This window comes from Gaetbulibacter saemankumensis DSM 17032 (assembly GCF_000425645.1).
In the GTDB taxonomy this organism is placed as follows: Bacteria; Bacteroidota; Bacteroidia; order Flavobacteriales; family Flavobacteriaceae; genus Gaetbulibacter; species Gaetbulibacter saemankumensis.
Genome location: NZ_AUDV01000005.1, coordinates 37,885 through 50,927 on the forward strand (window position 1 = coordinate 37,885; position 13,043 = coordinate 50,927).

The 13,043-nt window shown below is 34.3% G+C and carries 13 protein-coding genes; all 13 read right to left on the bottom strand.

Features of this window, described 5'->3' with window-relative positions; genetic code table 11:
* Positions 1–3 precede the first annotated feature (3 nt).
* The 13 genes from hisA to lpxA all read right to left on the bottom strand — a co-directional run bounded on the left by hisA (position 4) and on the right by lpxA (position 13,039).
* Positions 4–738 carry a 1-(5-phosphoribosyl)-5-[(5-phosphoribosylamino)methylideneamino]imidazole-4-carboxamide isomerase gene (gene hisA, locus H611_RS0100215; protein ID WP_027136450.1) on the bottom strand — a complete coding sequence of 245 codons (735 nt, stop codon included), beginning with the start codon at positions 736–738 and terminating at the stop codon, positions 4–6.
* A gap of 1 nt (position 739) precedes the next feature.
* Entirely contained in the window at positions 740–1,321 is a 582-nt protein-coding gene (gene hisH / locus H611_RS0100220) for an imidazole glycerol phosphate synthase subunit HisH (protein WP_027136451.1), read from the bottom strand.
* 21 nt (positions 1,322–1,342) lie between these two features.
* Complete coding sequence (gene hisB / locus H611_RS0100225; protein WP_027136452.1) at positions 1,343–2,479, bottom strand: bifunctional histidinol-phosphatase/imidazoleglycerol-phosphate dehydratase HisB; 1,137 nt, start codon at positions 2,477–2,479, stop codon at positions 1,343–1,345.
* Positions 2,479–3,513 carry a histidinol-phosphate transaminase gene (gene hisC, locus H611_RS0100230; protein WP_027136453.1) on the bottom strand — a complete coding sequence of 345 codons (1,035 nt, stop codon included), beginning with the start codon at positions 3,511–3,513 and terminating at the stop codon, positions 2,479–2,481. The genes hisB and hisC overlap by 1 nt, the downstream gene beginning before the upstream one ends.
* The gene (gene hisD / locus H611_RS0100235; protein ID WP_027136454.1) at positions 3,513–4,796 is read right to left on the bottom strand and encodes a histidinol dehydrogenase; all 1,284 of its coding nucleotides are present in this window, start codon (positions 4,794–4,796) and stop codon (positions 3,513–3,515) included. Before hisD ends, hisC begins: the two co-directional genes overlap by 1 nt.
* 9 nt (positions 4,797–4,805) lie before the next feature.
* Positions 4,806–5,663 carry an ATP phosphoribosyltransferase gene (hisG, locus tag H611_RS0100240; protein WP_027136455.1) on the bottom strand — a complete coding sequence of 286 codons (858 nt, stop codon included), beginning with the start codon at positions 5,661–5,663 and terminating at the stop codon, positions 4,806–4,808.
* A gap of 329 nt (positions 5,664–5,992) precedes the next feature.
* On the bottom strand, positions 5,993–6,808 hold the full coding sequence (locus tag H611_RS0100245; protein ID WP_027136456.1) for a prohibitin family protein: 816 nt from the start codon (positions 6,806–6,808) through the stop codon (positions 5,993–5,995).
* A gap of 10 nt (positions 6,809–6,818) precedes the next feature.
* Complete coding sequence (locus tag H611_RS0100250; RefSeq protein ID WP_027136457.1) at positions 6,819–8,852, bottom strand: vWA domain-containing protein; 2,034 nt, start codon at positions 8,850–8,852, stop codon at positions 6,819–6,821.
* A gap of 18 nt (positions 8,853–8,870) precedes the next feature.
* The gene (gene fabG, locus H611_RS0100255; protein WP_027136458.1) at positions 8,871–9,617 is read right to left on the bottom strand and encodes a 3-oxoacyl-[acyl-carrier-protein] reductase; all 747 of its coding nucleotides are present in this window, start codon (positions 9,615–9,617) and stop codon (positions 8,871–8,873) included.
* A 152-nt stretch (positions 9,618–9,769) separates the two neighbouring features.
* On the bottom strand, positions 9,770–10,642 hold the full coding sequence (sucD, locus tag H611_RS0100260) for a succinate--CoA ligase subunit alpha (RefSeq protein ID WP_027136459.1): 873 nt from the start codon (positions 10,640–10,642) through the stop codon (positions 9,770–9,772).
* 69 nt (positions 10,643–10,711) lie between these two features.
* On the bottom strand, positions 10,712–11,650 hold the full coding sequence (locus tag H611_RS0100265) for a UDP-3-O-(3-hydroxymyristoyl)glucosamine N-acyltransferase (RefSeq protein WP_027136460.1): 939 nt from the start codon (positions 11,648–11,650) through the stop codon (positions 10,712–10,714).
* 7 nt (positions 11,651–11,657) lie between these two features.
* Positions 11,658–12,224 carry an elongation factor P gene (gene efp / locus H611_RS0100270; protein ID WP_027136461.1) on the bottom strand — a complete coding sequence of 189 codons (567 nt, stop codon included), beginning with the start codon at positions 12,222–12,224 and terminating at the stop codon, positions 11,658–11,660.
* A gap of 29 nt (positions 12,225–12,253) precedes the next feature.
* Complete coding sequence (lpxA, locus tag H611_RS0100275; protein ID WP_027136462.1) at positions 12,254–13,039, bottom strand: acyl-ACP--UDP-N-acetylglucosamine O-acyltransferase; 786 nt, start codon at positions 13,037–13,039, stop codon at positions 12,254–12,256.
* Positions 13,040–13,043: the final 4 nt, after the last annotated feature.

Here is a 13,043-nt window from a genome sequence, read left to right on the forward strand (position 1 = left end):
GGATTATACAAATTTTTCAAGTTGTTTTAGGCTAATTCTGTTTTCATAAAGTGCCTTCCCCATAATAACACCTTCACAACCAATTTCTTTAAGAACAGGTAGTTCATCTATATGTGATATGCCACCTGAAGCTATTAATTTTACCGATTGACCATTACTGCTATTTGAGCATTCAGAAATGATTTGTTTATATAAATCGACTGAAGGTCCTTCCAACATGCCATCCTTTGCTATATCTGTACAAATAACATATTGTATGTTTTTCTTCTGATAGCCTTTAATAAAAGGGATTAGATCCTCCTGGCTATCTTCCTGCCACCCACTAATAGCTATTTTACCGGCATTACTATCGGCTCCTAATATGATTTTTTCACTTCCGTACTTATTAATCCACCCTACGAATGTTTCTGGGTTATTAACTGCAATGCTGCCACCTGTGATTTGACGAGCACCGGAGTTAAAAGCAATGTGTAAATCTTCATCTGCCTTTAATCCACCTCCAAAATCAATTTTTAACTTAGTTTTAGCTGCTATTTGTTCCAAAACTTTATAATTAACAATATGATTCGCTTTAGCGCCGTCTAAATCAACTAAATGCAAATATTCAATCCCTGAATCTTCAAACATTTTAGCAACTTCTAGCGGATTTTCGTTATATATTTTTTTTGTGTCGTAATCCCCTTTAGTTAAGCGAACACACTTACCTTCAATAATATCTATGGCTGGTATAATTCTCATATTATAATTCTAAGAAGTTTTTTAAAATTTTCTCACCTGCTAAACTACTCTTTTCCGGATGAAACTGAACGCCGTAAAAATTTTTATGTTGTAAGGCCGAAGCATAATTTAGTCCATAATCGGTAGTTGCAATGGTTTCAGGGCAATGTTCGGCATAATAACTATGAACCAAATACATGTATTCTTTTTCTTTTATATCTTTAAACAATTTAGACTTCAAATCCTTTATAACATTCCATCCCATTTGCGGTACCTTAACTGAATTATCGAAGCGCTTTACCACCGTTTTAAACACGCCTAAGCCTTTAGTATTACCTTCTTCAGTAAACTCACAAAGTAATTGCATACCGAGACATATACCTAAAACAGGTTGTTTTAATTTAGGAATAAGTAGATCAAGTCCCGATTCTTTTAGCATGGCCATAGCACTACTAGCTTCTCCTACCCCAGGAAATATAATTTTATCGGCTGCTTTTATCTCTTGCGGATCATTAGAAAGAACAGCATCAATTCCCAGGCGATTAAAGGCAAACTGAATGCTTTTTATGTTTCCAGCTCCGTAATTTATAATGACTAATTTCATGTATTAATCTTTTTCTGTTTTTTAAAGCATTCCCTTTGTTGATGGTAAAAACATCTTATTAGCATCACGTTTCACAGCCATTTTCATAGCTTTCGCAAAGGCTTTAAAAATACCCTCTATTTTATGATGTTCATTGACGCCTTCTGCTTTAATATTTAAGTTACATTTAGCACCATCTGTAAACGATTTGAATAAATGAAAAAACATTTCAGTGGGCATATCACCTATCTTTTCACGCTTAAACTCAGCATCCCATTCCAACCAGTTTCTTCCTCCAAAATCTACAGCTACCTGAGCTAAACAATCATCCATGGGTAAGCAAAATCCGTAACGTTCTATTCCTAATTTATTACCTAGGGCTTTGTTGAATAGTTCTCCAAATGCAATCATGGTATCTTCGATGGTGTGGTGCTCATCAACCTCTAAATCACCATCCACTTTAATAGTCAAATCCATAGCACCATGACGGCCTATTTGATCTAGCATATGATCGAAAAAAGATAAGCCTGTACTAATGTCGTTTTTTCCTGAACCATCAAGATTTAACTTAATATAAATTTTAGTTTCATTAGTGTTTCTGGTAATTTCGGCAACACGATCTTTTAATTTTAAAAATTCGTATATTTCTTTCCAGTCGGTCGAAGTTAAGGCTATGCAATCAATGATTTCATTCTGTGAACTTTCAATCTCATCGACTCCTAATGTTGGATTTTCAGAGAGATAAATACCTTTTGCTCCTAAGTTTTTTGCGAGTTCCATATCGGTAATGCGATCACCTAAGACAAAGGAATTTTCTAAGTCGTATTCTTCTGAAAAGTACTTTGTTAGCAATCCGGTTCTTGGTTTACGGGTAATTGCATTTTCTTCAGGAAAGGTTTTGTCTATATGAATATCGGCAAACTCAACGCCTTCTTTAGCAAAGGCGTCAATAATTTTATTTTGTGCTGGCCAAAAGGTGTCTTCAGGAAAAGCATCTGTTCCTAATCCATCTTGATTTGTTACCATGACTAACTCATAATCTAATTCATTAGCTATTTTAGCCATGTACTGAAACACTTTTGGATAAAATTCTAGCTTCTCTAAACTATCTAATTGATAGTCTACTGGCGGTTCTAACACCAACGTGCCATCGCGATCTATAAATAATACTTTTTTCATTATATAGATTTTAAGGTATCTATTAATATTTTATTTTCTTCAGGTGTTCCTACGGTTAATCTTAAACAATTTTCACACCCCGGTTGTGTTGTTCTATTTCTAATTACAATACCTTGATCTATTAGTTGATTGTAACGTTTATTAGCATCGTCTACTTTTACAAGTAAAAAGTTAGCATCTGAAGGATATATCTTCGAAATATAACTAACAGCACATAACGCCTCTATCATAATAGCGCGCTCCCGCAAAATGCTTTTAATTTGATTTTCAGCTAAACCTTTTATACTCAATTGCTCAATTGCTTTTTGTTGAGTTAATTCATTAACATTGTAAGGTGGCTTAATAGTATTTAAAATAGAAATTATATATTCTGAGGCATAGCATATTCCTAAACGAATACCAGCCATTCCATAGGCTTTAGAAAGCGTTTGTGTAACAATTAGGTTAGGAAACTCATTTAATCGTGAAATCCAGCTTTCTTCTTTTGAAAAGTCTATGTAAGCTTCATCAATAACCACGATGCCTTTAAAATTAGAAACTAAGGTTTCTATTGATTCAGCATTGAAACTATTTCCTGACGGGTTGTTTGGTGAACATATAAATAGAAGTTTGCTATTATCATCTGCGGCATCCAATATATCATTCGGCTTTGGCTGAAAGTCGGTATCCAAGTTGATTTTCTTAATCCTAATAGCATTTAAATTGGCTAACACCTCATACATGCCATATGTTGGAGTTAACGTAATTATGTTATCCTGATTAGGTTCACAAAAGGCTCTAAAAATCAAATCTAAAACTTCATCACTTCCATTTCCAAGCAGTATATTATTTACAGGAACACCTTTTATTTCAGATAAAACCGCTTTTAATCTTCCTTGGTGCGGATCTGGATACCGATTTACACCATTTTCATAAGGATTCTCGTTAGCATCTAAAAACACCATGTTATCCGTAGCTCCTTGAAATTCATCACGAGCTGAGGAATAAGGCTTCAAAGCCTTTATTGTAGGTCTGACTAATTCTTGAATATTCATTATTTCAAATCTTTTAATCGAATGCTTACCGCATTTTTATGTGCCTGCAATCCTTCTGCATCTGCCATTAACTCGATAGTTTCACCAATATTTAAAATCCCTTCTTTAGATATCTTCTGAAAAGTCATGCTTTTTAAAAAGCTGTCTAGATTAACTCCAGAATAAGCTTTAGAAAAACCATTGGTAGGCAGTGTATGATTTGTCCCAGAAGCATAATCACCCGCACTTTCAGGGGTGTAATCTCCTATGAAAACAGACCCTGCATTAGAAACACCCTTAATATAAAACGCTTCATTTTTGGAACAAATTATGAAGTGTTCTGGACCATATTCATTAATTAATTCAAGACCTACAGTATCATTCTCAACATAAATGAGTTTAGAGTTTGCAATGGCTTTTTCAGCAATAGCCTTACGAGGAAGCTCCTTTATTTGACTTTCAACTTCTTGAGATACTTGCCCTATAAGATCTTTTGAAGTAGACACTAAAATCACTTGACTATCGGCACCGTGCTCGGCCTGACTTAATAAATCTGAAGCTATATAAGCCGGGTTGGCTGTTTCGTCTGCAACCACTAATAATTCACTTGGACCAGCAGGCATATCAATGGCTACGCCATATTTAGTAGCTAGTTGCTTCGCAACAGTTACAAATTGATTCCCTGGCCCGAATATTTTATAAACACATGGAATGCTTTTTGTGCCAAAAGTTAAGGCAGCCACCGCTTGTATGCCTCCTACTTTTACAATTTTAGTTACCCCGCAAAGGTTTGCTGCAAATAATATTTCTGGAGCTAACTGACCTTCTTTATTTGGTGGTGAACATAAAATAATTTCTTTGCAACTCGCTATTTGAGCAGGTACAGCTAACATGAGTACTGTTGAAAATAAAGGCGCTGTTCCTCCTGGAATATACAAACCAACACGTTCAATGGGTCTTTTTTCTTGCCAGCATTGAACACCTCTAGTTGTTTCAATTTCAACTTTTGATGTCTTTTGAGCAGCATGAAAAGATTCAATATTCTTTTTAGCTTTAATTATCGCCTCTTTTAAGGTATCTGAAACACTTTCACAAGCCAGTTCAATTTCTTTTACTGTAACTATATTGGACTCTAGACTAACACCATCAAACTGCTCTGTGTATTTTTTAATGGCGGTATCGCCATTCCTTTTTATGTCTTGAAAAACACTGTTTACAATACCTTCAATATCATCAACCGTTTGTGTTGGTCTTTTCAGAACTTCAGCCCATTGACTTTTGGCTGGATTATTAATTACTTGCATATCTAATTCTTAAAGTACCATTTTTTCAATCGGACAAACTAAAATTCCTTGAGCACCGTTTGCTTTTAATTCATCAATAACATCCCAGAATTCATTCTTACTAATTACTGAGTGGACGGAACTCCAGCCTTCTTGAGCTAAAGGCAAAACCGTAGGACTCTTCATGCCAGGCAAAACATTTATGATGTCATTAACTTTATCATTAGGAGCGTTTAGTAATACATATTTAGATTCACGACCTTTTAGTACCGATTGGATTCTAAATTGAATTTTGTCTAAAATCTTTTGTTTTTCTTGGTCTAAAACAGGTGATACAGCTAAAACAGCTTCCGATTTTAAAATTGTTTCAACTTCCTTTAAATTATTTTTAAACAAGGTACTACCACTAGAAACAATATCACAAATAGCTTCAGAAAGTCCAATATTAGGAGCAATCTCAACAGAGCCATTAATAATATGAATATTTGCCTTTACCCCATTCTGATCTATATATTTCTGAATGGTATTAGGATACGAGGTAGCGATGCGTTTTCCTTCTAAATCGGCTAATGATTTATATTTCATAGATTTTGGAACTGCTATACAAACGCGACAACTCGAAAAACCTAATTTTTCAGCTACCTTAATGCCTTCACCTTTTTCAATAAGCACATTCTCTCCAATAATAGCAACATCTACAACACCATCCTTTAAATATTGTGGGATATCACCATTTCTTAAATAAAACACTTCAACCGGGAAATTTCTCGCCGAAGCTTTAAGTTGATCTTTACCATTGTCTATTGAAATTCCAATACTTTTTAGTAATTCCATAGACTCGTCGTGTAAGCGACCTGATTTTTGTACTGCAATACGTAGTTTACTCATTTTTTTAATTATTCTGAGTTTGAAACAATCTAGTTAGTTTTTAGTTTAAATTAAAAAACCCGCTTGATTGTCTCAAACGGGTTTTAAATATCTTGATTTTATTCAACACATCTTCACTTCGCTTGAGAGCAAATTTGAAAATGATGATGATGTGTATAAATAAATGTCATTTACTTGTTATTCAGTTGCAAATATCAAAAATTAATCATTTTAAATCCAAAGAATTATTCGATTTTTTTTATAAATTAAATAATAATCAATTTTGTGTCGTTAAAATTATTCATTTTTCAATAGAAAATCACTAACATTGAAATTTTCAGCAAAATTACTTATTGATTACCTAAAATAATAGGCATACCACTGTCTCCAGAACCGATAACGATAACTTTACTATTTGGTGATTCAGACAGTTTTACAGTAGCTTCAATACCTTTATCCTGTAAAATCTTATCTGTTAAAGAAGCACTTAAAATACGGTTCGCATCGGCTTTACCCTGAGCCTCAATAATGACTTTCTCTGCTTCTTTTTGAGCGGTAATTAATCTAAATTCATACTCTAAAGATTGTTGCTCTTGACCTAATTTACGTTCTATAGCATCTTTAATAGCTGTTGGGAGTGTAACATCACGAACTAAAACTTCTAATAAATCGATGTATTGATCGTCAACGATCTTTTTTGTTTCATCAAATATTTCTTGTTGAATAGCATCACGTTTAGAAGAGTATATTTGTTCTGGTGTATATCGACCTACTACACTTCTTGTTGCTGATCTAATAGCCGGTTTTAAAACACGATCTAGATAGTTTGATCCTTTTTCCTGATGCAATTTACCTAGATTGTCTAATTCAGGTTTATACCAGGCAGTAGCTTCTAACTGGATATCTAATCCATTAGAAGAAAGTACTTTCATGCGTTCTGTTAACTCTTGCTGACGTGCTTCATAAACAAACACTTTATTCCAAGGTGCTACAACATGAAATCCTTCACTTAGTGGTAATTCATCGGTAACAACACCTCCACCAAAGGTTTTGTATAAAACACCTGCCTCTCCAGAACCAATAGTGATGGCCGATTTTGATAAAATTATTAATAATACGATAGCCGCTATAACGACTGGGAATACAATTTTTGGTAATTTTTCCATTTTATTTTAATTAAATTAATCCGTTATATTTTCTAAGAAACCACTCGGCAGACAGACAGAAAACAATTATTGCCAAGAGGTATTTCCAATCTACCAAAGGTAAGTTTTTTTTATGGCTTTTTTGAACAGCAACATATCTCGAATCTTTCATAAGTGCAGTGAAGAGACTGTTTGTATTATCTATTAAAAAGCTTTCACCTTTGGTGTTTTTAGCTAATCGCCTTAATTTGCCTGTATTAGCATTTACAAACTGTTGCTCTACATTATATTCAAGAATTGTAAATTCTCCAGATTTAGAGATGTTATCATTGCTAGCCCGCACTGTAAATTTATACTTTGATGGTGGCAATGTGCTTAAATCAGCCTGATAGTAACTGTTTTTCAAGATAAAAGGAAAGGTTTTTGAATTTTGAGACCTCTCATCCATCACCGTAATACTTAACGATTCCCGCGTATCAAATATATAGTTCTTGTCGAAAAATTCGGCGCGTATTAAAACATTTGTTCCGCTATTATAAAAAGTTTCATAGCTCAAGGTTAACCTGCTTTTTTGATTATCCATAGATAAATACTGAATTAGTTGACCTATAAAATTATCAAACTCCTTAAACCCATCATGAGTTAAGAAACTCTGTGCACGCCATTGCCAGATATTTTCACCAAATAGAACAGCTTCTCTCCTACCATCCACTTCGAATGTACTAAGTAGTGGGTCGTTAGTAGGTATGCCATTAATTGAGCGATTTAGAATAGTTTCAAAAGGAGCATTGAATATAATAGAACCAAATACACTATTTAAAGGAGGAAATTCTTTAAAACCTATATCTTCAACATAAAAAGGAGCGTAATTTGAATTAAAGATGCCCTGATACATTTCTGTTTGATTCGTAATTTCTAAATCATAATTTTTCGAATTCGCATTGATGAAATCCAAATTGGTTTTAGTTCCTATTATATTGAAAATATTCTTTCCTTCTATGCCTAATAGTTCTATTAATTCTTCAAAGTTTTGATTTTGCTGGTAAAGTATAAATAATTGAAAATCATCAATTTTTAAAATAGCTTCTGTAGGAGTTAAAAATTCCACTGAACGCAGTTCATTTGTTTCAATACTTTTCTTTAATGCTCCGAGATCAGGATGGGTAAAATCACTAACAATGGCTATTTTTGTTTTTTGATCTATTACTTCAATCCCGAATTGCTTCTTATTATTTATCTTATTTTTTTCAGTACTTAAAGTTTCTATTTGAGCAAGGTAGTTATGTAGACCAATGTTGTTTGCAGGCAAATTAAAATTGAGAATCAACGAATTCTCTTCTTTCGTGAGTCTGATTTGTTTGGAATATACCGTAATATTCCTATTAGAAATGGTGAATTTGGAATTTACAGCGACATCCCCATCATAAACTATTATAGCTTCAACAGGAAATTGATTCTTTAAATAAGCATATTTATTTACGTTGATTTGCTTGATTTTTAAATCCGTATACTGTATGGTATCACCGAGAATCACGGGATACACTGGTGACTTCTGAAGTGTGGATAAGAACTCATAATCGTTACCATAAGTTTGATTACCATCAGTAATTAAAATTATCGGAGCCTCTGTGTCTTTATGTAATTGTGATAATTGCGTTAATGCCTTGCTGATGTTTGTTTGTCCTTCTGAGAAATCTAAAGAGTCTATTAATTTGAGGACATTCCCAAAGCTGTAGATACTAACATCGAATTTATTATTAATTCCTTGGTTAGATTTTATGTTTTTAAGCAATGCTTTAGCTTGCTTACCTTGATTTAAATAATTTACGGAATTAGAATTATCTACCGCTACAACTAATTTCGGTTTCTCAATTTGTAAAGTTATCTGCTCGAATTTAGGGTTTATTAGTAACATTAAAAAAGAGAAGGTAGTCATAAACCTAAGAAACAAAAAAAGCACATCCTTTTTAGATATGCTTTTGACAGTTTTTACATACTGAAATCCGGCGATAAAAACCGCTGCAATTACAGATAATATGATATAAACAATAGTTTCTATTTGCATTAAACTTACTAGAAGTTTTTAAGTTAACATACCACCATCTACGTTTAATGTTTGCCCTGTTACATAGGCACTCATATCACTGGCTAAGAATACACAAGCGTTGGCTACATCTTCTGGTGTACCTCCGCGTTTTAATGGAATTCCTGCACGCCATCCTTTTACAACCTCTTCGTCTAGTTTTGCTGTCATTTCCGTTTCAATAAAACCCGGTGCAATGACATTGCTACGGATATTACGCGATCCTAATTCTAAAGCTACAGATTTAGAAAACCCAATAATACCCGCTTTAGATGCCGCATAATTAGTTTGACCAGCGTTACCTTTAACCCCAACCACAGAACTCATATTGATAATAGAACCTTTACGTTGCTTTAGCATAGTGCGCTGAACGGCTTTCGTCATGTTAAATACAGATTTTAAGTTTACTTCAATAACACTATCGAAATCTTCTTCACTAATACGCATTAACAGGTTGTCTTTAGTGATTCCTGCATTATTCACAAGCACGTCAATGCTTCCGAATTCAGCAACAACATCATTGGCTAATTGCTGAGCGTCTTCAAAATTAGCAGCATTACTTTTGTAGCCTTTAGCTTTTACCCCTTTAGCGATTAATTCTTTTTCCAGTTCGTTAGCAGCTTCAACTGAAGAACTATAAGTAAACGCCACATTAGCGCCTTGATCAGCAAATACCTGAGCAATTCCTCTCCCTATACCTCTACTTGCTCCAGTGATAATGGCAGTTTTGCCTTCTAATAATTTCATGTGATTCAATTTATTAAATACTTTTTAAGAATAATTATCTCTTAATGTACGATTGGTTTATTTTCTTAATTCAAATATAGCAATTACAAGTTGCAACAAATAAAAAACCTCACAAATTATTGCGAGGCCTTTCTTAATATTTTGAGCGCGTATTAAGATAATACTTCCGCTACTTTTTTTCCAATTTCAGCAGGCGAATCCACTACGTGAATTCCACAAGCTCTCATTATTTTTTTCTTAGCTTGAGCCGTATCGTCGCTTCCTCCTACAATAGCACCAGCATGTCCCATTGTACGACCAGCAGGCGCTGTTTCGCCAGCAATAAATCCTACGATTGGTTTTTTACTTCCACTTTCCTTGTACCAGTTAGCAGCATCGGCTTCTAGTTGTCCTCCAATTTCACCAATCATTACCACAGCTTCAGTTTCAGGGTCATTAATTAACAACTCTACAGCTTCTTTAGTTGTGGTTCCAATAATTGGATCTCCACCTATTCCAATAGCGGTTGTAATCCCTAAACCTTGCTTAACTACCTGATCTGCGGCTTCATAAGTTAATGTCCCAGATTTAGATACAATTCCAACTTTTCCTTGCTTGAAAACAAAACCTGGCATAATACCAACTTTAGCTTCGCCTGGAGTAATTACTCCTGGACAGTTAGGGCCAATTAAACGACAATCTTTATTTTTAATATAATTTGAAGCTGTAATCATATCGGCAACAGGAATTCCTTCAGTAATAGTGATAATTACTTTAATACCTGCATCAGCAGCTTCCATAATAGCATCAGCAGCAAATGCTGGTGGCACAAAAATAATAGTAGTATCTGCTCCTACTTCCTTCACAGCATCTAATACTGTGTTAAAAACAGGCTTATCTAAATGGGTTTGACCTCCTTTTCCTGGAGTAACACCACCTACTACATTCGTTCCGTATTCAATCATCTGACTAGCATGAAAAGTACCTTCACTACCAGTAAATCCTTGGACTATTATTTTTGAATCTTTGTTTACTAAAACACTCATCTTATATTTTTTTTGAATAAAGCAGCACAAAAATACTTTTTTTGGGATACTTTAATCAGGTTTTTAAATTTATTTTTTTGATTTTAATTGCACTAAAACATTAGGTAATTGTTTCACAGATGCCATTTCCTTAAGAACAGATATAGCTTCCTGCGCTGGTGTTCCCCAATAAGTTTTGTGACCTTCCAGAGATTTAGTAATGCCACATTGCCCGTGTAAGATCGCCTTAGTCCCTATTGTTACGCCGCTAGCGCAACCCACTTGCCCCCAAAAAGTAACTTCGTCTTCTACAACAACACAACCAGCAATTCCTACCTGGGATGCTATTAGGCATTTTTTTCCAATTACTGTATCATGACCAATTTGAACTAAATTGTCGATTTTAGTCCCTTCTTTTATAGCGGTATCACCAGTAACTCCGCGATCAATTGTACACGAGGCACCTATATCAACATTGTTCTCTATAACTACACGGCCAGAGGATTTTAATCTATCAAATCCTTCAACTCTTTTTTTATAGTAAAATGCATTGGCTCCTAACACAGTTCCTGCGTGAATGGTAACATTATCACCAATCACGGCATCGTCATAGATACTAACATTAGAATGAATATAACAGTTTTTACCAATTACTACATTATGTCCGATAAAAACATTTGGTTGAATGATGGTACCTTCTCCAATATCAGCAGATTCTGAAATAGCTCTAGTAGCGTATTGAAAAGGCTTAAAATAATCGGTGAGTTTATTAAAATCCCTAAATGGATCATCACTTATAAGTAAAGATTTACCCTCCGGACATTCAACTTCCTTGTTTATAAGAACAATAGTTGCTGCCGATTGTAAGGCTTTATCATAATATTTTGGATGATCTACAAAAACAATATCTCCCGGCTCTACGACATGAATCTCATTCATTCCTAAAACTGGAAAATCTTCGTTTCCAACAAATTTGCAATCAATTAAATTGGCTATTTGTTTTAAAGTATGTGGTTTTGGAAATTTCAACTTACGTTTATTCTTTAACGCGTTCTTTGTATGTTCCCTTTTCTGTTTCTACTTTAATTTTATCACCTTCATTAATGAATAAAGGTACGTTTACAGTAGCTCCAGTCTCTACAGTTGCTGGTTTCGTAGCATTAGTAGCAGTGTTACCTTTTACACCTGGTTCTGTTGCGGTTACTTCTAAAATAACACTAGCAGGCATTTCTACTGAAAGAGGCATGTTGTCTTCCGTATTAATTATCACAGTAACTACTTCACCCTCCTTCATTAGATCAGGGCTATCTAAAGCTGCTTCTACTAATTGGATTTGTGTATAATCTTCTGTGTTCATGAAGTGGTAATATTCCCCATCATTATATAAGAATTGAAACTTATGTGTTTCTACACGAACATCTTCTAATTTATGTCCTGCAGAAAAGGTGTTGTCTATAACTTTTCCAGAAGTAACACTTTTTAATTTTGTTCTTACAAACGCTGGACCTTTACCAGGTTTAACGTGTAAAAATTCTACAATCTTAAAAATGTCATTGTTGTATCGAATGCAAAGTCCGTTTCTAATATCACTAGTCGTTACCATATATTTAATTTAAGGTCTGATTATTAATTTTAATTTGATTTGAAATATCCCTTCATAATACCTCTATGTGAGTTTTTAATGAATTGTAATACTTCATCACGCTCGGGGGTTGCTTCCATTTCGGCCTCTATAATTTCAGCCGCCTGGGTATTATTGTAATTTTTCTGATATAGAATTCTATAGATATCCTGTATTTCTCTTATTTTATCTGTAGTATAACCACGTCTTCTTAAGCCTACTGAATTGATGCCTACATAAGATAATGGTTCTCTCGCTGCTTTTACATAAGGTGGTACATCTTTACGAACTAAAGATCCGCCAGTAACAAAAGCATGATTACCAATGGAAACAAATTGATGGACAGCCGTCATACCAGCTAAAACCACATAATCACCAACAGTAATATGTCCTGCCAAGGTACTATTGTTAGAAAAAATACAATTATTTCCAACGATGCAGTCATGAGCTATATGACTGTAAGCCATAATAAGACAGTTGTTCCCTACTACGGTTTTCATTCTATCTGTAGTACCACGATTGATTGTGACACACTCTCTTATAGTGACATTGTCGCCAATTTCCACCGTAGTATCTTCATCATTATATTTTAAGTCCTGAGGTACTGCCGAAATTACAGAACCGGGGAATATATTACAGTTCTTTCCGATGCGCGCACCTTCCATGATTGTAACGTTACTACCAATCCAAGTCCCTTCACCTATTATAACATTATTATTAATAGTTGCAAAAGGCTCAATAACCACATTTTTTGCGATTTTGGCACCAGGATGGACATATGCTAAAGGTTGATTCATTTTT

Bases quoted from the DNA above. Each gene is read 5' to 3' on its own strand.
- hisA (WP_027136450.1), bottom strand. From the start codon at position 738: ATGAGAATTATACCAGCCATAGATATTATTGAAGGTAAGTGTGTTCGC.
- hisH (WP_027136451.1), bottom strand. From the start codon at position 1,321: ATGAAATTAGTCATTATAAATTACGGAGCTGGAAACATAAAAAGCATT.
- hisB (WP_027136452.1), bottom strand. From the start codon at position 2,479: ATGAAAAAAGTATTATTTATAGATCGCGATGGCACGTTGGTGTTAGAA.
- hisC (WP_027136453.1), bottom strand. From the start codon at position 3,513: ATGAATATTCAAGAATTAGTCAGACCTACAATAAAGGCTTTGAAGCCT.
- hisD (WP_027136454.1), bottom strand. From the start codon at position 4,796: ATGCAAGTAATTAATAATCCAGCCAAAAGTCAATGGGCTGAAGTTCTG.
- hisG (WP_027136455.1), bottom strand. From the start codon at position 5,663: ATGAGTAAACTACGTATTGCAGTACAAAAATCAGGTCGCTTACACGAC.
- H611_RS0100245 (WP_027136456.1), bottom strand. From the start codon at position 6,808: ATGGAAAAATTACCAAAAATTGTATTCCCAGTCGTTATAGCGGCTATC.
- H611_RS0100250 (WP_027136457.1), bottom strand. From the start codon at position 8,852: ATGCAAATAGAAACTATTGTTTATATCATATTATCTGTAATTGCAGCG.
- fabG (WP_027136458.1), bottom strand. From the start codon at position 9,617: ATGAAATTATTAGAAGGCAAAACTGCCATTATCACTGGAGCAAGTAGA.
- sucD (WP_027136459.1), bottom strand. From the start codon at position 10,642: ATGAGTGTTTTAGTAAACAAAGATTCAAAAATAATAGTCCAAGGATTT.
- efp (WP_027136461.1), bottom strand. From the start codon at position 12,224: ATGGTAACGACTAGTGATATTAGAAACGGACTTTGCATTCGATACAAC.
- lpxA (WP_027136462.1), bottom strand. From the start codon at position 13,039: ATGAATCAACCTTTAGCATATGTCCATCCTGGTGCCAAAATCGCAAAA.